The organism is Streptomyces sp. NPDC012466 (assembly GCF_042955215.1).
Taxonomy (GTDB): Bacteria; Actinomycetota; Actinomycetes; order Streptomycetales; family Streptomycetaceae; genus Streptomyces.
The window spans coordinates 223,530-240,329 of sequence record NZ_JBIBEQ010000012.1 but is presented as its reverse complement, the minus strand read 5'-3'; the positions used below and the strand labels follow the sequence as shown (position 1 = coordinate 240,329).

The window sequence follows — 16,800 nt, the reverse complement described above, 5'->3', positions numbered from 1 at the left end:
GGAGCCCGTCATGACACAGCAGCTCGCGGGCCACGCCCCCGCACCCGTCACCGCCCGCATGGAGAACCACGGCAATCACATGCTGAAGGTCGCCATGCAGACCGGGAACGACCTCCTCGCGCGCGTGGGGTCGATGGTCGCCTACGAAGGGTTCGTGCAGTACGAGCCCAACCCGCCGGCCGTGCGCCAGATCGCCAAGGACTGGCTCACCGGTGAGGGCGCGCCCCTGATGAAGTGCTCCGGCGACGGCCTGCTCTACCTCGCCGACTACGGGGCGAACGTCGTCGTCATCAACCTCAACGGCGACGGCATCTCCGTCAACGCCACCAACCTGCTCGCCTTCGACGCCCACCTGACGTGGGGCGTGGAGCGGGTCAAGGGCCTGGCGAAGTTCGCCGGCCAGGGCCTGTGGAACACCAAGATCTCCGGGCAGGGCTGGGTCGCGCTGACCTCCCGGGGCAAGCCCATCGTCGTCGACTGCGGAGGCGGCGAGGACGAGACCTACGTCGACCCCGACGCGCTCGTCGCCTGGTCACCGAACCTCAAGGTGAAGGGCAAGCGGAGTTTCCGGGCCCAGTCGCTGATCGGCCGCGGCAGCGGCGAGGCCTACCAGATGGCCTTCTCCGGTCAGGGCATCGTCGTCGTCCAGCCCAGCGAGGACAGCACCGACCGCCTCCGGTTCCGGGGCTGAGGGGGAGCCACACGCCATGCAGAGCCCGATTTTCGCCTACAACGAGCAGCAGACCCAGGAACGCTGGAGCCTGCAGAACAAGCAGATGCTGCGCGTCGCCCTGGAGGGTCACGACGACATCCTGGCCCGCAAGGGCACCATGGTCGCCTACCAGGGCCTCGTCGAGTTCGACGCCGAGTACCAGAGCAACCAGCAATCACGCGCGCGTGCGCAGACCGGGGAGGGCCTCGACCTGATGCGCTGCCACGGGCAGGGCACGGTCTACCTCGCCAACCTCAAGCAGCACGTCCACGTCATGGACGTGGACCAGGACGGCCTCACCGTCGACAGCAGCTATGTGCTGGCGATGGACTCCTCGCTGCACCACGAGGTCATCGCCGTGGACAGCCTGTACGGCATCTCCGGCTCCGGGAAGTACCAGCTCAACATCTCCGGCCGGGGCAAGGTCGCCCTGATGACCTCCGGGATGCCGCTGCTGTTGCAGGTCACGCCCGACAAGTACGTCAACTGCGACGCCGACGCGATCGTCGCCTGGTCCACGGGCCTGCGGGTGCAGATGCAGGCCCAGACGCACTCCTCCGGGGTGTGGCGGCGGCGCGGCAGCACCGGTGAGGGCTGGGAGCTGAGCTTCATGGGCACCGGCTTCGCACTCGTCCAGCCGAGTGAACTGCTGCCGCCGCAGAACGCCCAGATCGGTTCGGGCCTCGCCGCGCAGTACGGCATGGGCCAGCAGGGAGCGCGCGGGCAGAACCAGGGCAACGCCTGGAGCTGATCGCTCCGCGCATCCGGCCGATGGGGGGCGGTTCGTCCCGCTTCGGGCTGCGGGCCGTCCGTGGCTCGTCGCGCAGTTCCCCGCGCCCGTGACGGGGCGCACCCCAAGGTCAGGATCACATGTGAGGGGCGGCCGCTTCTGCGGCCGCCCCTCACATCTGCTCAGCGCGCGAGCCTCGCCCGCGTCGCCTCCAGCAGCCGGACGACCGAGGCGTCCGCCACCTTCGGAACCTCGTCGTAGCCGAACCAGCGCACGTCGAGCGACTCGTCGCTGATCGCGTGCACGGCGCCCGGCGGTGCCAGGACGGCGTACTGGACGTCGAAGTGGCAGTGGCACGGCGGCGGGATCGGATGCCGGTCCAGGCGCACCGGGCCGCCGGGCAGCAGGGAGAGCCCCGGAACACCGGACTCCTCCGTCGCCTCGCGCAGGGCCGCGTCCGCCAGGGACGCATCGCCCGGCTCGCAGTGGCCGCCCGTCTGCAGCCACATCCGGAGCTTCCTGTGCAGGGTGAGCAGCACCCGGCCGCCCTCGGGGTCGATCACCAGGGCGCTTGCCGTGAGGTGACCCGCGTGGCAGGCCTTCCACACACCGTCAGGGTGCTCGGTCAGGTGGTCCAGATAGGCCTGGCGCAGCTCCGTCTGGTCCTCGTACCCCTTCAGCACGAGGACCGCGTCGTCGTACAGGCTCACCCGGCGTCGTCGCCCTTGTTCTCGTCCTCGCCCTCGTCCTTCTTCTTGAGGTCGGGCTTGGCCGCGGCCTCACCGAGCATCTTGTCCAGCTCGGAGAAGTCGATCTGCTCGCGGTGCACGAAGCCGTCCGGGTCGTCCAGATCGGTCGCCGTCGGCAGCATGTCCGGGTGGTGCCACAGGGCGTCCCGGCCGTCGACACCGCGCGCGTCCGTGAGCGAGGCCCACAGACGGGAGGCGTCCCGCAGACGGCGCGGGCGCAGCTCCAGGCCGATCAGCGTGGCGAACGTCTGCTCGGCCGGACCGCCCGAGGCGCGGCGGCGGCGCAGCGTCTCGCGCAGGGCGTCGGCGGACGCCAGGCGCGGCTTCGCGGCGGCGTGGACCACCGCGTCCACCCAGCCCTCCACGAGCGCCAGAGCCGTCTCCAGACGGGCCAGGGCCGCCTTCTGCTCGGGCGTGTCCTCCGGCTGGAACATGCCCTGCTGGAGGGCCTCCTGCAACTGCTCCGGGTTCTGCGGGTCGAACTGCCCGACCACGTCCTCCAGCTTGGCCGTGTCGACCTTGATCCCGCGTGCGTAGCCGTCGACCGCGCCGAACAGATGCGAGCGCAGCCACGGCACGTGCGCGAAGAGGCGCTGGTGGGCGGCCTCGCGCAGGGCGAGATACAGCCGCACCTCCTCCTGGGGCACGCTCAGGTCCTTGCCGAACGTCTCGATGTTCACCGGCAGCAGGGCGGCCTTCCCGGCCGGGGCGAGCGGGAGGCCGATGTCGGACGAGCCGACGACCTCGCCGGCGAGCACGCCGACGGCCTGCCCGATCTGCGTACCGAACATGGCGCCGCCCATCGAGCGCATCATGCCGATCAGCGGGCCGGCCATGGCCTGCATCTCCTCCGGCAGGACGTCGCCCATGGCGGTGCCCACGCGCTCGGCGACCGGGTCGACGAGCTCCTTCCAGGCGGGCAGGGTCGCCTCGACCCACTCCGCGCGGCTCCAGGCCACCGCAGAGGCGGCGCCGGACGGCAGGGAGGTGGCATCGTCGAGCCACAGGTCGGCCAGGCGGACGGCTTCCTCGACGGCCTTGCGGTCGGCGGGGCCGACGCTGGCGTCCTTGGTGCCGTCAGGGCTGCCCTGGGAGACCGTCTGGCGGGCGATCTGCTTGGCCATGTCCCAGTTCACGGGTCCGCCCTCGTAGGAGAGCATCTGGCCGAGCTGCTGGAACGCGGCGCCCAGGTCGGTGGGGTTCAGCGACCCGAACATGGCTGCGAACGGATTGTCCGCACCGGGGCCGCCGGGGCCGCCAGGGCCTCCGCCGAAGCCTCCGGCTCCGGGCAGGCCGCCGAAACCGAACGGGTTGGCCGGTCCCTGACCACCACCGCTCTGCTGGTCCTTCTTCTTGCCCTCGTCGCCGTCGTCCGGCTCCTCCGGCGGAAGGCCGAATCCGAATGGGGTGTCACTCACGGGATTCCTCGGCTGGTAGGGCCGCCGGTTCTTTCCGGCGGCACGGCTGCCCGACAACACCACCCAGCGTAGACACCTGGGGCGGATCGGGCCTCGGTGCTTCGCCGGCTGACGGCCTGCGGCAGGATGGATGCCACCTGGTACGCACGCGTCGGACGCGCTCGTACTGAAGACAACCGCTGGAGACGCCCGGTGAGTTCCCCAGATCCGCAGGTTCGCGCAGCGCGAAACCAGTCAACCAGTTCCGCGAGCTCCGCGGCGCGTGGACCCGTCGTCGCGGTCACCGGCGCCGCGTACGGCGTAGGAGCCCTGCTCACGGAGCAGCTCGCGGCATCCGACGAGGTCAAGCAGGTCGTGGCCATCGACGAGCGGCGCGGCGAGTGCGCGGCGGCGCAGTGGCACATCCTGGACGTACGGGATCCGGCCATCGCGGACAAACTGCGTGGCGCCGACGTGGTGGTGCACCTGGCACTGGATCTCGATCTGGAAACCGACGCAGCCGCTCGAACGGCCTACAACGTACGGGGAACGCAGACCGTCCTGACGGCTGCCGCGGCCGCCGGAGTGCACCGGGTCGTGCTGTGCACCTCGGCGATGGTCTACGGGGCGCTCCCGGACAACGAGCTGCCGCTGTCCGAGGACGCCGAGCTGCGGGCCACGGCGGAGGCGACGGGCGTCGGCGACCTGCTGGAGATCGAACGGCTGGCGCGGCGCGCGCCCCGGGCGCATCCCGGGCTCAATGTCACCGTGGTACGGCCGGCCGTGCTGGTGGGCGGCACCGACACCGCGCTGACCAGGTACTTCGAGTCTCCCCGGCTGCTCGTCGTCGCCGGTTCGCGGCCCGCGTGGCAGTTCTGCCACGTCGAGGACCTGTGCAGCGCGCTGGAGTACGCCGTCCTGGAGAAGGTCGACGGGGAACTGACCGTCGGGTGCGACGGCTGGCTGGAGCAGGAGGAGGTCGAGGAGCTCAGCGGCATCCGGCGGATGGAGCTGCCGTCGGCGGTCGCGCTCGGCGCGGCGGCGCGACTGCACCGGATCGGTCTGACCCCGTCCCCGGCCGGAGATCTGGCGTACACGATGTACCCCTGGGTGGTGAGCGGCAGCCGGCTGCACGACGCCGGGTGGCGGCCGCGTTACACCAACGAGGAGGTGCTGGCGGAACTCCTGGAGGAGGTCTCCGGGCGGCACACGGTCGCCGGGCGGCGGCTGGGCCGAAAGGATGCCACGGCCGCGGGCGCCGCGGGTGCGACGGTGGCGCTGCTGGGCGCGGCGGCGGTGGTACGCAGGGCGCGGAAGGCCCGGCGGCGGATCTGAGAGGGGCCCCTGTAGGAGACTCCAAACGCGTACGCGCGCGTGCCGGTCGATGGGTCTATTCCGCGCTGTCGGTCGCGTGCGGCACGATGGAGGCATGGCAACCACGAACGATCACCCCGGTGAGCAGGCCGCGCAGGACCCGATCAAGCTGATCGGGATCCGGGACACGGCCCTCTCGCTGGACGAGGTGTTCCGGGCGGTCGGGGACGACGCGGCCGGGGGCACCGCGCTCTTCGTGGGCACCGTGCGGAACCACGACGGTGGCGCCGACGTCGAGGAGCTGGGGTATTCCTGCCACCCCAGTGCCGAGGCGGAGATGCGGCGGATCGCCGAGAAGGTCGCCGCCGAGTTCCCGGTGCGGGCCCTGGCGGCCGTGCACCGCGTGGGGGACCTCCGGGTCGGGGACCTCGCCGTGGTCGTCGCCGTCTCCTGCCCGCATCGCGGAGAGGCCTTCGAGGCCTGCCGGAAGCTGATCGACGACCTCAAGCACGAGGTGCCCATCTGGAAGCACCAGAAGTTCTCCGACGGCACCGAGGAATGGGTCGGCGCCTGCTGATCCGCCAAGCCGCCTTCCGGTTGCGTAACCGCACCCCTGGCGTGAGCGTTGTCACTGCGGATGGTTAATCTGCTGATCAGTCAGTTGCGGACGCTCAAAGGGGTTGGAGGTCGGCATGGCGGCGCTCGCCTGGTTGCTGATTCCGCTTGTGGCTGCCATCGGCGCGGGGCTCTGGGGCAGTTGGGCCAACCGGACCCGCAACGTACGCAACGACGGTCCGGAGCTCACCGGCTACGCCCGCTTCCGGGAGGCCATGGAGAAGCCCCGGCCGGGCGCCTGACGGCCGAAGAACAGCAGGTCACAGACGGTTGAGAGCACAGGGCCGCCCGGACGGGCGGCCCTGACGGTGCGCTGACAGGGCCGTCCCGTAATGTCGAGTCATGCCACGCCGCACCGCGACGATGCTCGCCTCCACCCTGATGCTGATCGCGCTCCTGTGCGCGGGAGTGTTCATCCCCGTGCCCTACGCGGAGATGTCCCCGGGGCCGACGGTGAACACGCTGGGCGATCACGACGGTGAGCCGGTGCTGCAGATCGCGGGGAAGAAGACGTACGCGACCAGTGGCCACCTGAACATGACCACGGTCCGGGTCACGAGCGCCGACTACCGGATGAACCTGGTGGAAGCCGTCTACGGCTGGCTCGCGCACGACAACAAGGTCGTGCCGCACGAGACGCTCTACCCGGACGGCAAGACCGAGGAGCAGTCCACCCAGGAGAACGCCGAGGAGTTCAGCCAGTCCCAGGAGAGCGCCAAGGTCGCCGCCCTGAAGGAGCTGGACGTTCCGGTGAAGTCCTGGGTGATCGTCTCCACGGTCGTCAAGGGGTCCCCGGCCGAGGGCAAGCTGCACGCAGGGGACGTGATCAAGGCCGTCGACGGTACGACGGTGAAGGCGCCGGCCGACGTCGCGAAGCTCGTCACCAAGCACAAGCCGGGCCAGGAGGTCCGCTTCACGATCGTGCCGGCCAAGGAGCAGGCCGCCGCGGAGAAGGAGAAGCGGACGCCCACCAGGACGCAGGTCATCGCCATGACGACCACGACGTCGGACGACGACGGCGAGAAGCGCGCCATCGTGGGGATCTCGGCGGGGACCGACCACACGTTCCCGTTCACCATCGACATCAAGCTGGCCGATGTCGGCGGGCCGAGCGCCGGGCTGATGTTCGCACTGGGCATCTACGACAAGCTCACCCCGGGCAGCCTGACGGGCGGCAGGTTCGTGGCCGGCACCGGCACGATCGACGACGCCGGCAAGGTCGGGCCGATCGGCGGCATCGAGATGAAGACCGTGGGCGCGCGGGCCAAGGGCGCGCAGTACTTCCTGACGCCCGCCGACAACTGCGCGGCAGCCGCCAAGGACACCCCGGACGGCCTCACCCTCGTCAAGGTGGGCACCATCCAGGACGCCCTCGGCGCGCTCAAGGACATCCGCAGCGGCGACACCGCGGATCTGCCGAAGTGCGGTAAGTAGCCCGGGAGCCGAGGGTCCGGCCGGCCGGACCCTCCCGGACCCTCCCGGGTCCCTCGGGCTATTCCTCGAACGTCGCCGCCAGCGCCTCCGCCAGCCCCGGGACCAGGTCGGAACCGGTCAGGACCTCGGTGGGGGAGTCCTTCTCGCGCAGCCGCAGGGCCGACTCACGTGTGCCGTCGCGCAGGACCCCGACCGTCATGCGGACCTCCTGGCGGTCCGGGTGGTCCGCCACCCACTTCGTGAGCGCGGCCTCGCTCAGACCCTGCGGAACCTGCGCCTCCGCGGACGGCGGCAGCATCAGGCGCTCCACGGCGAGGGCGCAGCCGGCCACCGCGTCGGGCCAGGCGATGGTGGCGAGGAACTCGTCGAGCGGCTTCCCCGTTGGAACTTCGTCCTGCTCGATCGGGGTGAGGCCGGAGTTCTCCGACTCCTCCCCCAGACCGAGCCGGTCCGCGAGCGAGGGCTGTTCGGCCCGCAGCCGTGCGGTGTCGACGAGGGCGAAAAGGCGGGCTGACTGGTCCCAGCCGAGGCCGGAGACGTACTCGTCGATCTCGAGAACGGCCCGGGTGAGCGGGTTCGCAGCCATGGGAGTGTTGGACATGGTCACAATCCTGCCTCGTTCCCGGCCGGAATCGGGAACCGAGTAAACGGTGAGTAAGTTGCATAGGTGGGGGCCCACGATCACGGGGGCCACGCACGGCCCGTGAAGACGCGGGCCTGACGAATCAACAGCGAACTTCGAGGTGCGCACCTTGGCTTTCCAGATGCCGGACCGCGGCGGAGGCCCGACAGGGCCGCGGATGAGAGTGGGCCGCCCGTCCCGGCGTGTCCGGACCCTGCTCATGACGCTGGGCGTCCTGGCCGTTCTCGGCATGGCGTTCACCATGTTCGCGGGCTTTTGGACGGACTGGCTCTGGTACCGGTCGGTGAACTACTCCTCGGTCTTCACCACCACCCTGTGGACCAAGATCGGGCTCTTCTTCGTCTTCGGCCTGCTGATGGCCCTCGCCGTCGGCTTCAACATCTGGCTGGCGCACCGGCTGCGCCCGCCGCTGAGCGCCATGTCGATGGAGCAGCAGAACCTCGACCGCTACCGGATGGGCATCGCGCCCTACAAGAAGTGGCTGCTGTTCGGGATCACCGCCCTGGTGGGCCTCATCGCCGGCGCCTCCGCGTCCGGCCAGTGGCGCACCTGGCTGATGTGGGTCAACGGCGTGCCCTTCGGCCAGAAGGACCCCCAGTTCAAGCTGGACGTCTCCTTCTACGCCTTCGACCTGCCGTGGTACCGGTTCCTGCTCGGCTTCGGCTTCGCCGCCGCGATCCTGTCCGTGATCGCCGCCGCGCTGACGCACTACCTGTACGGCGGTCTGCGCGTCACCAGCCCCGGCGCCCGGGCCACGGCCGCGGCCACCGGGCACCTGTCGGTGCTCATCGGCGTCTTCGTGGCGCTGAAAGCGGTCGCGTACTGGCTCGACCGGTACGGACTCGCGGTGAAGTCCAGCGACTTCAGGGCGACCGACAACTGGACGGGCCTGAGGTACGTCGACGCCAACGCCTACCTGCCGGCCAAGACGATCCTGTTCTGCATCGCCGTCATCTGCGCGCTGCTGTTCTTCGCCACCCTGTGGCGCCGCACCTGGCAGCTGCCCGTGATCGGCTTCGGCCTGATGGTGCTCTCCGCGATCCTGATCGGCGGCCTCTACCCGGCGATCGTGCAGAAGTTCCAGGTCCAGCCGAACGAGCAGGCCAAGGAAGCGCCGTACGTCGAGAAGAACCTCGAGGCCACGCGCCAGGCGTACGGCATCGACGGAACCAAGGTCACGGACTACTCGGGCACGAGCACGACCGAGGACAAGGCCACGCTGCGCGACGACGTCCCGTCCACGGCCAGCATCCGGATCATGGACCCGAACATCGTCTCGCCGACGTTCCAGCAGCTCCAGCAGATCAGGAACTACTACGCGTTCCCGAACAACCTGGACGTCGACCGCTACACCAAGGACGGCAAGGACCAGGACACGGTCATCGGCCTGCGTGAGCTGAACCTCGCGGGCATCCCGAAGAAGAACTGGATCAACAACCACTTCCGGTACACCCACGGGTTCGGAGTGGTCGCCGCCGAGGGCACCAGCGCCGACGCCCAGGGCCGGCCGAACTTCACGGAGTCCGACCTGCCCTCCGAGGGCGACCTCGGCACGTACGAGCAGCGGATCTACTACGGCGAGAAGACCGACACGTACTCGATCGTCGGCGGTCCCCAGAAGGAGATCGACTACTCCGACGACAACGGCGAGAAGACCACCAGCTACAAGGGCGACAGCGGGGTCAACCTCTCCAACCCGGTGAACCGGGCGGCGTACGCGGTGGCGTTCGGCGAGCCGCAGATCCTGTACTCCGGCGCCATCGGCGACGGTTCGCGGATCCTGTACAACCGCACGCCCAAGGAGCGCGTCGAGGCGGTCGCCCCCTGGCTGACCATCGACGGCGACGCATACCCGGCGGTCGTGGACGGCCGGATCCAGTGGATCGTCGACGCGTACACGACGACGAACGGCTACCCGTACTCGTCGCGCACGACGCTCGGTGACACCACGGCCGACTCGCTGACCGCCACCAACGACAACCGCGCGGTGGTGGCCCAGCAGAACCAGGTCAACTACATCCGCAACTCGGTGAAGGCGACCGTCGACGCGTACACCGGTGAGGTCAAGCTCTTCCAGTGGGACACCAAGGACCCCGTCCTGAAGACCTGGATGAAGGCCTTCCCGGACACGGTGGAACCCAAGAGCGAGATCTCCAAGTCGCTGATGGACCATCTGCGCTACCCCCAGGACCTGTTCAAGGTCCAGCGGGAGCTGCTCACCCGCTACCACGTGAAGGACGCGACGACGTTCCTCAGCGGCAGCGAGGTGTGGCAGGTGCCGGACGACCCGACGAACCGGTCGGGCAGCGCGGTGCCGCCGTACTACCTGAGCATGAAGATGCCCGACCAGAAGGCGCAGGCGTTCTCGCTGACGACGACCTTCACGCCCAACGGCCGGGACAACCTCAGCGCGTTCATGGCGGTCGACGCCGAGGCGGGCACCAGTGACTACGGCAAGATCAGAATCCTGAAACTGCCGACCAACACCACGGTCAACGGACCCAAGCAGGTCCAGAGCCAGTTCAACTCCCAAGAGGACATCGCCGAGTCCATCAGGCTCCTGAGAGGCGGCGACTCCGAGGTCGAGTACGGCAATCTGCTGACGGTGCCGCTCGACGGAGGGCTGCTGTACGTGGAGCCGGTCTACGTACGCGGTGGGGGACTGAAGTACCCGCTGCTGCGCAAGGTCCTGGTCACCTACGGAGGCCAGACCGCCTTCGAGAACACCCTCGACGAGGCCCTCAACAAGATCTTCGGAGCGGACGGCCCGGCCACCGAGCCGCCGGACAAGGGTGATACGCCACCGCCGACGTCCAAGAACCCGTCGGTCCAACAGGCCCTGGAGGACGCCCAGAAGGCGTTCGACGCGGGCCAGGAGGCCCTGAAGAAGAACGACTGGGAGGCCTACGGCCGGGCGCAGAAGGACCTCGAGGACGCCTTGCGGCGGGCCGAGGACGCGCAGGCCGAGGCGAGCCGGACGGGCGGCGCCGGAGGCGGCGAGAGCAAGCCCGGCGACAAGCCGAGCAGCAGCCCGAGCCCCAAGCCGAGCAGTTAGGGCCCTGGCCTGGTCAGATGCCCACCCCGCGCCGTGATACGGTTGTGAACACAACGGCGCGGGGTGGAGCAGCTCGGTAGCTCGCTGGGCTCATAACCCAGAGGTCGCAGGTTCAAATCCTGTCCCCGCTACTGAAGTCGCGATGTCCGAGCGGCAGAGTGACACCGAAGGCCCGGATTCCACACAGGAATCCGGGCCTTCGTGATGTGTGTGAACGTATGTGCTGGCGCAGGCTGTGGCCGTGCCGCCGGGGGGAGTTGGCCAATCTGTGTTTGACTTGTCTCTCTGTGGGCATGTCGACAAAACGCTGAAGTGACCTCACTGGCTGCGGTATACCAGGTGTACCCAGGTTGCAGGTGGTGCGACGATGGACGTTATGGGGGACAAGGCAACTCTGTTCGAGACAGGGCGTTTTGTGCAGCCTTCCAGCCGGGAGGACACCGAGACCCCGGACGAGACCGGGGAGATCGCCGACGAGGCGGCCGAGGAGCTGCGTCAGCGGCTCGCTGCGGAGGCCGGCGACGTCGAGGCGATGAGTGTCCTCGGGGCCATGTTGCTGCGCCGTGGTGATCTCGACGGTGCCGAGCCTCATCTGCGTGCCGCCACAGCCGCGGGCGACCGGGCGGCCGCCAACAATCTGGGAGTCCTCCTGCATCAGCGGGGGTACGCCGACGAGGCCGCCGGATGGTGGCGGATCGCCGCCGTCGCCGGATCCACGGCGGCCGCGCACGCCCTCGGGCGGCACCACCGCGAGCGGGGCGACGAGCCCGCCGCCGAGTACTGGCTGCGCCAGTCCGCCGAGCAGGGCCACACCCTGGGCGCGTACGCGCTCGCCGATCTGCTGGAGCACCGCGGGGACACCGCGGCCGAGCAGTGGATGCGGGTCGCGGCCGAGCGTGGGCACCGGGAGGCGGCCTACCGGCTGGCGCGGGCCCTGGACCGGAAGGCGACACGGGAGGCCGACGGCGACAACGGTGTCCAGGGGGCCGACGAGGCCGAGCAGTGGTACCGGCAGGCCGCCGCGCGCGGCCACCGGCGGGCCGCGCTGCACCTCGGGACGATCCTGGAGAGGCGCGGCGAGCTCAAGGAGGCCGGGCGCTGGTACCTGACGTCCGCCAAGGACGGCGAGGCGCGGGCCGCCTGTGCGCTGGGCTTCCTGCTGCGGGACGCGGGCGACACCGAGAACGCCGCCGTCTGGTGGCTGCGGGCCGCCCAGGACGGCGACGGCAACGCGGCGAACGCGCTGGGCGCACTGCACGCCGAGCGGGGCGAGACCCAGACCGCCGAGCGCTGGTACCGGGCCGCGATGGACGCGGGCGACGTCAACGGCGCGTACAACCTCGGCCTGCTCTGCGCCGAGCAGGGGCGCACTCCGCAGGCCGAGCAGTGGTACCGGCGCGCGGCCTACGCCGGGCACCGGGAGGCCGCGAACGCGCTGGCGATCCTGCTGCTGCAGGCCGGCGACGAGACGGGCGCGGAGCCGTGGTTCTCCAAGGCCGCGGAGGCCGGGAGCGTGGACGCCGCCTTCAACCTCGGCATCCTGCATGCCGGGCGGGGCGAGGAGCAGGCCGCGCTGCGCTGGTACGAGCGTGCCGCCGCGGCCGGGCACACCGAGGCGGCGCTCCAGGTCGGTATGGCGAGGCTGCGGGACGGCGACGAGCAGGAGGCCGAGCGTCACCTGCGGTGTGCGGCCGGGGGCGGGAGCGCCGAGGCCGCGTACCGGCTGGCGACGGTGCTCGACGCGCGCCGGCCACCGGAGCCCGCGCACGAGCTCGGGGAGCCCGTGCACCGGCGGAGCGAGTGTGAGGAGTGGTACGAGCGGGCGGCCTCCCAGGGGCATCGGCGGGCGCAGGTCCGGGTCGGCATGCTCGCGGCGGCCCGGGGCGACGTCGTCGAGGCGGCTCGGTGGTACCGGGAGGCGGCCGAGGCCGGGTCCCGCAACGGGGCGTTCAACCTCGGGCTGCTGCTGGCCCGGGAGGGGAGCGAGCCGGAGGCGGCGGTCTGGTGGACACGGGCAGCCGACGCGGGGCACGGGCGGGCCGCGTTGCGGCTTGCCCTGGTCTACGCGCGTCGGGGTGAGCTGGCCGAAGGACAGCGCTGGGCGGACCGGGCCGTGTCACTGGGCCCGGCGTCGGTCACCGAGAGGGCGGAGCGGTTGAGGGACGCGTTGAGGCAGGAGCTGTCGGCTTGAGGCCTGGTCCGCCGGGCCGGGCCGCGTGGTGCCAGTGCCGGTGCGAGGGCTGGGCTGCGTGGTGCCCGACGTCGGCCACGGGGGTCGCTGCGTGGTGCCCGACGTCTGCTACGGGGCTCGGGCTGCGTGGTGCCCGACGTCGGTACGGGGCTCGGGCTGCGTGGTGCCCCGTGCCGGTGCGGGCGCCGCTGCACGGTGCCCGGCAGCATCCGTACTGGGACCGGTGGCGGGTTGCGCGGCCCGGTTCGCCGCGGAGCCGCGGCCGGGCCGGCCGCCGTCCTCGCGGTGCGGCGAAGCGCTCCCCATGAAGCGATTTGCATCCGTCCTCGTCATTGACGTAACATTGCATTCATCGACGCGGGGTGGAGCAGCTCGGTAGCTCGCTGGGCTCATAACCCAGAGGTCGCAGGTTCAAATCCTGTCCCCGCTACTGAAGGCCTGGGGCCGGAACCCGAAAGGGTTCCGGCCCCAGGTGTTTTCCATGGTCACGCCCCTGTTGCCGCCGACCTGAAGAGTGCCGAACCGGCGGGCAGCGCAAAACCCCGGCACCCATCGGTGCCGGGGCTCGTCGGGCGGAGTGCTAGGCGGCCGCGCAGTTCGGGCAGAGGCCGCGGTACGTCACCTCGACGTCCGAGACCGTGAAGCCGAAGCGCTCGGTGTCGGGGAGGTCCGCCAGCGGGTTGCCGATCGGGTGGACGTCCCGAATCGCGCCGCACTGGGCGCAGACCAGGTGGTGGTGCGGCTGGTGGGCGTTCGGGTCGTACCGCTTGGCGCGCTGGTCGGTGGAGACCTCCAGCACCTCGCCGAGGGTCACTAGCTCACCGAGCGTGTTGTAGACGGTCGCCCGGGAGATCTCGGGGAGCTTGGCGACGGCCCGGGCGTGGACCTCGTCGGCCGTCAGATGGACGTGTTCGCCGTCGAGGACCTCGGCCACGACGCGCCGCTGCGCGGTCATCCGCCATCCGCGTCCGCGCAGGCGTTCCAGAAGGTCACTCATGGCCACCAGCCTAACAGCTAAGGGGACCAGGTCCCGAACAGGTGTGAGTTTAGAGCCCCACTTCCTTTAGACAGTGTCTATTTCAGGATCGGGAACGGTTTTGACAAGGGGCAGGACTGGTCAGGAACAGAACAGCGAGAGCGCGGGCGTCGGCGGCCGTGTCCTCGTCCAGGACCAGCTCCTGCTGGTCCAGGCCCTGCGCGGGCTGAACTCCAGCGCTGGACCGCCTGCTGTGGCGGACGGGCCGGGCCCCCTTCGGGGGGTCCGGCCCGTCCGCGCGGTCATGCCGGAACGCCCTGGCGTGCCGGTGCCCAGCAGCGGATGATGTCGCGGACCGAGACGATGCCGGTCGGTTCACCGCCGTCCAGCACGATGAGGTGCCGGAAGCCGCCGTGTGCCATGGCGCCCGCCGCCTCCTCCAGGGTCCAGGCCGGAGCGGCGAAGACGACGTCGGTGGTGGTGTGGGCGTGGGCGCGTTCGGTGTCCGGGTCCTGGCCCAGACCGACGGAGTTGAGGATGTCGCGTTCGGTGAGGATGCCGATGCCGCCGGCGTCGGGGTCGTGGACCACGGCCGCCCCGACCTTGCGCGCGGACATCAGCGCTGCCGCCTGGCGCAGCGTGTGGGTCGGGCCGATGGTGAGGACGACAGTGCTCATGGCGTCACGGACGAGCATGGATGGAGCCACCTCCTGGGAGTCTCCCCGCCGTTCGTTCAGGGTTTCACAAATTCACAAGTGGGGGGACTCTCAGCGTGGCAGGCAAAGGGAGGGTCAACAAGGGGGCGCTCGGTAACAACGGGGGGCTCAGTAGCGCTGGTTGAGATATCCGAGCAACTCGTCGTGCAACAGGCCGTTCGACGCGGCAGCGTTGCCGCTGTGCGGGCCCGGTCGGGCGTCGAGTCCGGTGAAGGTGCCGCCGGCCTCGGTGACGACGATCGCGGTGGCGGCCATGTCCCACAGGGACAACTCCGGCTCGGCGCACATGTCGACGGCGCCTTCCGCGACCATCATGTACGGCCAGAAGTCGCCGTACGCGCGCGTGCGCCACACCTCGCGAGTGAGGTCCAGGAAGCCGTCCAGGCGGCCCTGCTCCTCCCAGCCGCTGAGCGAGGAGTACGCGAAGGAGGCGTCGGAAAGCCTGGAGACACGGGAGACCTGCAGCCGGGAGGCCTTGGTGAGGCTGCGGCCGGAGAACGCGCCGTGGCCCTTGGCGGCCCACCAGCGGCGGCCCAGGGCGGGGGCGGAGACGACGCCGACCACGGGCTGGAAGCCGCCCTCGCCGGCCTCCATGAGTGAGATGAGCGTGGCCCACACGGGAACGCCCCGCACGTAGTTCTTGGTGCCGTCGATCGGGTCGATCACCCAGCGGCGGGGGCCGGTGCCCTCCACTCCGTACTCCTCGCCGAGGATCGCGTCCCTGGGGCGGGCGCGCTGGAGCTGGCCGCGGATGAGTTCCTCCGCGGCCTTGTCCGCCTCGCTCACCGGGGTCATGTCCGGTTTGGTCTCGACCTTGAGGTCGAGGGCCTTGAACCGGTCCGTCGTCGCGGCGTCGGCGGCGTCGGCGAGGACGTGGGCGAGACGCAGATCGTCGAGGTAGTCGGGCATGCAACGAACCTATCTGCCGAGGTGGGGGTGGGGCTACAGGGGGTTCGTGAGGGTGAGGGAGTGGTCGGGTGGGGCCCCGGCGCAGGGACGCGAGGGTCAGTGATCCGGGCTCCGCTCGGCAGTGCCGCCTGACACCGTCTCGTGCCTGGTCATGACGGACCTGGCCTGCCGTCGGCGGCGCCGGGCACGGGCCCGGCCGATCTCGCCGGGGCGAACGGGCCGCGGAAGCCCTATGGCGACAAGACCGTCCTGGACGACGTCGACCCGGCCGTCCCGGACGGAGCGATCTCCTCCCTGGTCGGCCCGAACGGCGCCGGGAAGACCACCGCCGTCGATGCCGGGCCGGTTCCAGCCGATCGCCGAGTACCAGCGTTCACCCCGGCCATCGAGACCCTGCGCGCCCTGCTGCTCGGCACCGGCATCGGACACCACGGATGGCTCGCCCTCGCCCGGTGCCTGGGGCTCGTGTTCGGCTACTTCTGGTCGACCTCGAAGTTCGACGACGACCCCGGGTGGCCGCCGGGACCACGTGGGCCACCCCCGCCTACGTCCCGCCCAGGGCGGTGTACACCGGCATCCTGTCGGAGCACGCCGCCCGTGCGCGGGCGCGGGCGAGGCGCGGCACATGGAGCAACAGGCCGCGCGACAAGGCCGAAACACGCCCCCGCGCACACTCGCGAACCCTTGACAGTGGTGCCACGCGCGTCAAATCTGGGCGCAGAGCCGCTCGCCCCAAGGGGAGGCGATGATGCCTGCAGCGCGGGAATCTCTACTGGACGCCGCGTACACGGCGCTGGCGCGCCGGCCGTGGTCCGCCGTACGGATGGTCGACGTGGCCGCGGCGGCCGGGGTGTCCCGGCAGACGCTCTACAACGAGTTCGGCAGCAAGGACGGCCTCGCCCGGGCGCTCGTGCGCCGAGAGGCCGACGGATATCTCGCCGGGGTGGACCGCGCTCTCGCCGGGTACAGCGATCCCCGCGACCGGCTCACCGCCACCGCCGAGTGGACCACCTCCGCGGCCCGGGACAACCTCCTCGTCCGCGCCATGCTCACCGGCTGCTGGAGCGAGCGGCTGCCCGCCCCCGCCCTGGTGTCCGTGCCGACCACCTCCGCCGTACCGGCCCAGCGCCGCGCCGACGGGCCGCTGCCCTCACCAGGCGACTTCGTCGCCCTCGTGCGCGACCGGGCGGTCACCGTCCTGGCCGGCCCCGGCACGCCCCAGTCCGACGCCGCCGACCTGGCCCGCACCTGTGAACTCGCCGTCCGGCTCGCCCTGTCCTGCGTGGCAGCACCACCGGGCGAGGGCGGCGTGGCCGAACTGGTCCGCGGCGCCCTTCAGCGGCAGCAGCCGGGCTGACA

At 70.7% G+C, this 16,800-nt stretch carries 15 protein-coding genes, 2 tRNA genes and 1 pseudogene; 12 read left to right on the top strand and 6 right to left on the bottom strand.

Features of this window, described 5'->3' with window-relative positions:
* Positions 1–10 precede the first annotated feature (10 nt).
* Together ACFY9E_RS35475 and ACFY9E_RS35470 are read left to right on the top strand one after the other, a co-directional pair.
* Positions 11–691 carry an AIM24 family protein gene (locus ACFY9E_RS35475; RefSeq protein ID WP_234845832.1) on the top strand — a complete coding sequence of 227 codons (681 nt, stop codon included), beginning with the start codon at positions 11–13 and terminating at the stop codon, positions 689–691.
* Positions 692–707: 16 nt separating this feature from the next.
* Positions 708–1,463 carry an AIM24 family protein gene (locus ACFY9E_RS35470; protein WP_390991407.1) on the top strand — a complete coding sequence of 252 codons (756 nt, stop codon included), beginning with the start codon at positions 708–710 and terminating at the stop codon, positions 1,461–1,463.
* Positions 1,464–1,624: 161 nt separating this feature from the next.
* On the opposite strand, the gene ACFY9E_RS35465 is transcribed toward ACFY9E_RS35470, so the two are convergent.
* Positions 1,625–2,152, bottom strand: coding sequence for an NUDIX domain-containing protein (locus ACFY9E_RS35465; protein ID WP_390991404.1), 528 nt, complete (start codon positions 2,150–2,152; stop codon positions 1,625–1,627).
* Complete coding sequence (locus ACFY9E_RS35460; RefSeq protein ID WP_390991401.1) at positions 2,149–3,609, bottom strand: zinc-dependent metalloprotease; 1,461 nt, start codon at positions 3,607–3,609, stop codon at positions 2,149–2,151. Before ACFY9E_RS35460 ends, ACFY9E_RS35465 begins: the two co-directional genes overlap by 4 nt.
* 192 nt (positions 3,610–3,801) lie before the next feature.
* Here ACFY9E_RS35460 and ACFY9E_RS35455 point away from each other — a divergent pair, with 192 nt between their 5' ends.
* The 4 genes from ACFY9E_RS35455 to ACFY9E_RS35440 all read left to right on the top strand — a co-directional run bounded on the left by ACFY9E_RS35455 (position 3,802) and on the right by ACFY9E_RS35440 (position 6,951).
* Positions 3,802–4,923 carry an NAD-dependent epimerase/dehydratase family protein gene (locus ACFY9E_RS35455; RefSeq protein ID WP_390991398.1) on the top strand — a complete coding sequence of 374 codons (1,122 nt, stop codon included), beginning with the start codon at positions 3,802–3,804 and terminating at the stop codon, positions 4,921–4,923.
* A 94-nt stretch (positions 4,924–5,017) separates the two neighbouring features.
* Entirely contained in the window at positions 5,018–5,479 is a 462-nt protein-coding gene (locus ACFY9E_RS35450; RefSeq protein WP_390991395.1) for a molybdenum cofactor biosynthesis protein MoaE, read from the top strand.
* Positions 5,480–5,594: 115 nt separating this feature from the next.
* Complete coding sequence (locus ACFY9E_RS35445) at positions 5,595–5,759, top strand: hypothetical protein (protein ID WP_390991392.1); 165 nt, start codon at positions 5,595–5,597, stop codon at positions 5,757–5,759.
* 100 nt (positions 5,760–5,859) lie between these two features.
* Positions 5,860–6,951 carry a PDZ domain-containing protein gene (locus ACFY9E_RS35440; protein WP_390991389.1) on the top strand — a complete coding sequence of 364 codons (1,092 nt, stop codon included), beginning with the start codon at positions 5,860–5,862 and terminating at the stop codon, positions 6,949–6,951.
* Between the two features lie 58 nt (positions 6,952–7,009).
* Here the strand turns inward: ACFY9E_RS35440 and ACFY9E_RS35435 are convergent, their stop codons facing one another.
* On the bottom strand, positions 7,010–7,552 hold the full coding sequence (locus ACFY9E_RS35435) for a PPA1309 family protein (RefSeq protein WP_390991386.1): 543 nt from the start codon (positions 7,550–7,552) through the stop codon (positions 7,010–7,012).
* A 163-nt stretch (positions 7,553–7,715) separates the two neighbouring features.
* Between ACFY9E_RS35435 and ACFY9E_RS35430 the strand changes: the two genes are divergently transcribed.
* From ACFY9E_RS35430 to ACFY9E_RS35415, 4 genes are all read left to right on the top strand, one after another.
* The gene (locus ACFY9E_RS35430; RefSeq protein WP_390991495.1) at positions 7,716–10,649 is read left to right on the top strand and encodes a UPF0182 family protein; all 2,934 of its coding nucleotides are present in this window, start codon (positions 7,716–7,718) and stop codon (positions 10,647–10,649) included.
* Positions 10,650–10,706: 57 nt separating this feature from the next.
* Positions 10,707–10,780, top strand: a tRNA-Met gene (locus ACFY9E_RS35425).
* Positions 10,781–11,016: 236 nt separating this feature from the next.
* A complete protein-coding gene (locus ACFY9E_RS35420) occupies positions 11,017–12,840 on the top strand; it encodes a tetratricopeptide repeat protein (protein WP_390991383.1) in 1,824 nt (607 codons plus the stop codon).
* 356 nt (positions 12,841–13,196) lie between these two features.
* Positions 13,197–13,270, top strand: a tRNA-Met gene (locus ACFY9E_RS35415).
* A 150-nt stretch (positions 13,271–13,420) separates the two neighbouring features.
* Here the strand turns inward: ACFY9E_RS35415 and ACFY9E_RS35410 are convergent.
* From ACFY9E_RS35410 to hisN, 3 genes are all read right to left on the bottom strand, one after another.
* On the bottom strand, positions 13,421–13,837 hold the full coding sequence (locus ACFY9E_RS35410) for a transcriptional repressor (protein ID WP_390991380.1): 417 nt from the start codon (positions 13,835–13,837) through the stop codon (positions 13,421–13,423).
* A gap of 281 nt (positions 13,838–14,118) precedes the next feature.
* Positions 14,119–14,511, bottom strand: a complete 393-nt coding sequence (locus ACFY9E_RS35405) for a CBS domain-containing protein (RefSeq protein ID WP_390991377.1) — start codon at positions 14,509–14,511, stop codon at positions 14,119–14,121.
* A 129-nt stretch (positions 14,512–14,640) separates the two neighbouring features.
* Positions 14,641–15,441 (bottom strand): histidinol-phosphatase, encoded by an 801-nt coding sequence (hisN, locus tag ACFY9E_RS35400; protein ID WP_390991374.1) that lies wholly within the window; start codon positions 15,439–15,441, stop codon positions 14,641–14,643.
* 322 nt (positions 15,442–15,763) lie between these two features.
* Here hisN and ACFY9E_RS35395 point away from each other — a divergent pair.
* Together ACFY9E_RS35395 and ACFY9E_RS35390 are read left to right on the top strand one after the other, a co-directional pair.
* Positions 15,764–15,951, top strand: a pseudogene (locus tag ACFY9E_RS35395) (ABC transporter permease); the annotation flags it as partial.
* Between the two features lie 235 nt (positions 15,952–16,186).
* Complete coding sequence (locus ACFY9E_RS35390; RefSeq protein ID WP_390991371.1) at positions 16,187–16,798, top strand: TetR family transcriptional regulator; 612 nt, start codon at positions 16,187–16,189, stop codon at positions 16,796–16,798.
* Positions 16,799–16,800 lie beyond the last annotated feature (2 nt).

What these genes read in the sequence shown, in the direction of transcription:
- ACFY9E_RS35475 (WP_234845832.1), top strand. Translation starts at nt 11, where the DNA reads ATGACACAGCAGCTCGCGGGCCACGCCCCCGCACCCGTCACCGCCCGC.
- ACFY9E_RS35470 (WP_390991407.1), top strand. Translation starts at nt 708, where the DNA reads ATGCAGAGCCCGATTTTCGCCTACAACGAGCAGCAGACCCAGGAACGC.
- ACFY9E_RS35450 (WP_390991395.1), top strand. Translation starts at nt 5,018, where the DNA reads ATGGCAACCACGAACGATCACCCCGGTGAGCAGGCCGCGCAGGACCCG.
- ACFY9E_RS35445 (WP_390991392.1), top strand. Translation starts at nt 5,595, where the DNA reads ATGGCGGCGCTCGCCTGGTTGCTGATTCCGCTTGTGGCTGCCATCGGC.
- ACFY9E_RS35440 (WP_390991389.1), top strand. Translation starts at nt 5,860, where the DNA reads ATGCCACGCCGCACCGCGACGATGCTCGCCTCCACCCTGATGCTGATC.
- ACFY9E_RS35435 (WP_390991386.1), bottom strand. Translation starts at nt 7,552, where the DNA reads ATGTCCAACACTCCCATGGCTGCGAACCCGCTCACCCGGGCCGTTCTC.
- ACFY9E_RS35430 (WP_390991495.1), top strand. Translation starts at nt 7,716, where the DNA reads ATGCCGGACCGCGGCGGAGGCCCGACAGGGCCGCGGATGAGAGTGGGC.
- ACFY9E_RS35420 (WP_390991383.1), top strand. Translation starts at nt 11,017, where the DNA reads ATGGACGTTATGGGGGACAAGGCAACTCTGTTCGAGACAGGGCGTTTT.
- ACFY9E_RS35410 (WP_390991380.1), bottom strand. Translation starts at nt 13,837, where the DNA reads ATGAGTGACCTTCTGGAACGCCTGCGCGGACGCGGATGGCGGATGACC.
- ACFY9E_RS35405 (WP_390991377.1), bottom strand. Translation starts at nt 14,511, where the DNA reads ATGCTCGTCCGTGACGCCATGAGCACTGTCGTCCTCACCATCGGCCCG.
- hisN (WP_390991374.1), bottom strand. Translation starts at nt 15,441, where the DNA reads ATGCCCGACTACCTCGACGATCTGCGTCTCGCCCACGTCCTCGCCGAC.
- ACFY9E_RS35390 (WP_390991371.1), top strand. Translation starts at nt 16,187, where the DNA reads ATGATGCCTGCAGCGCGGGAATCTCTACTGGACGCCGCGTACACGGCG.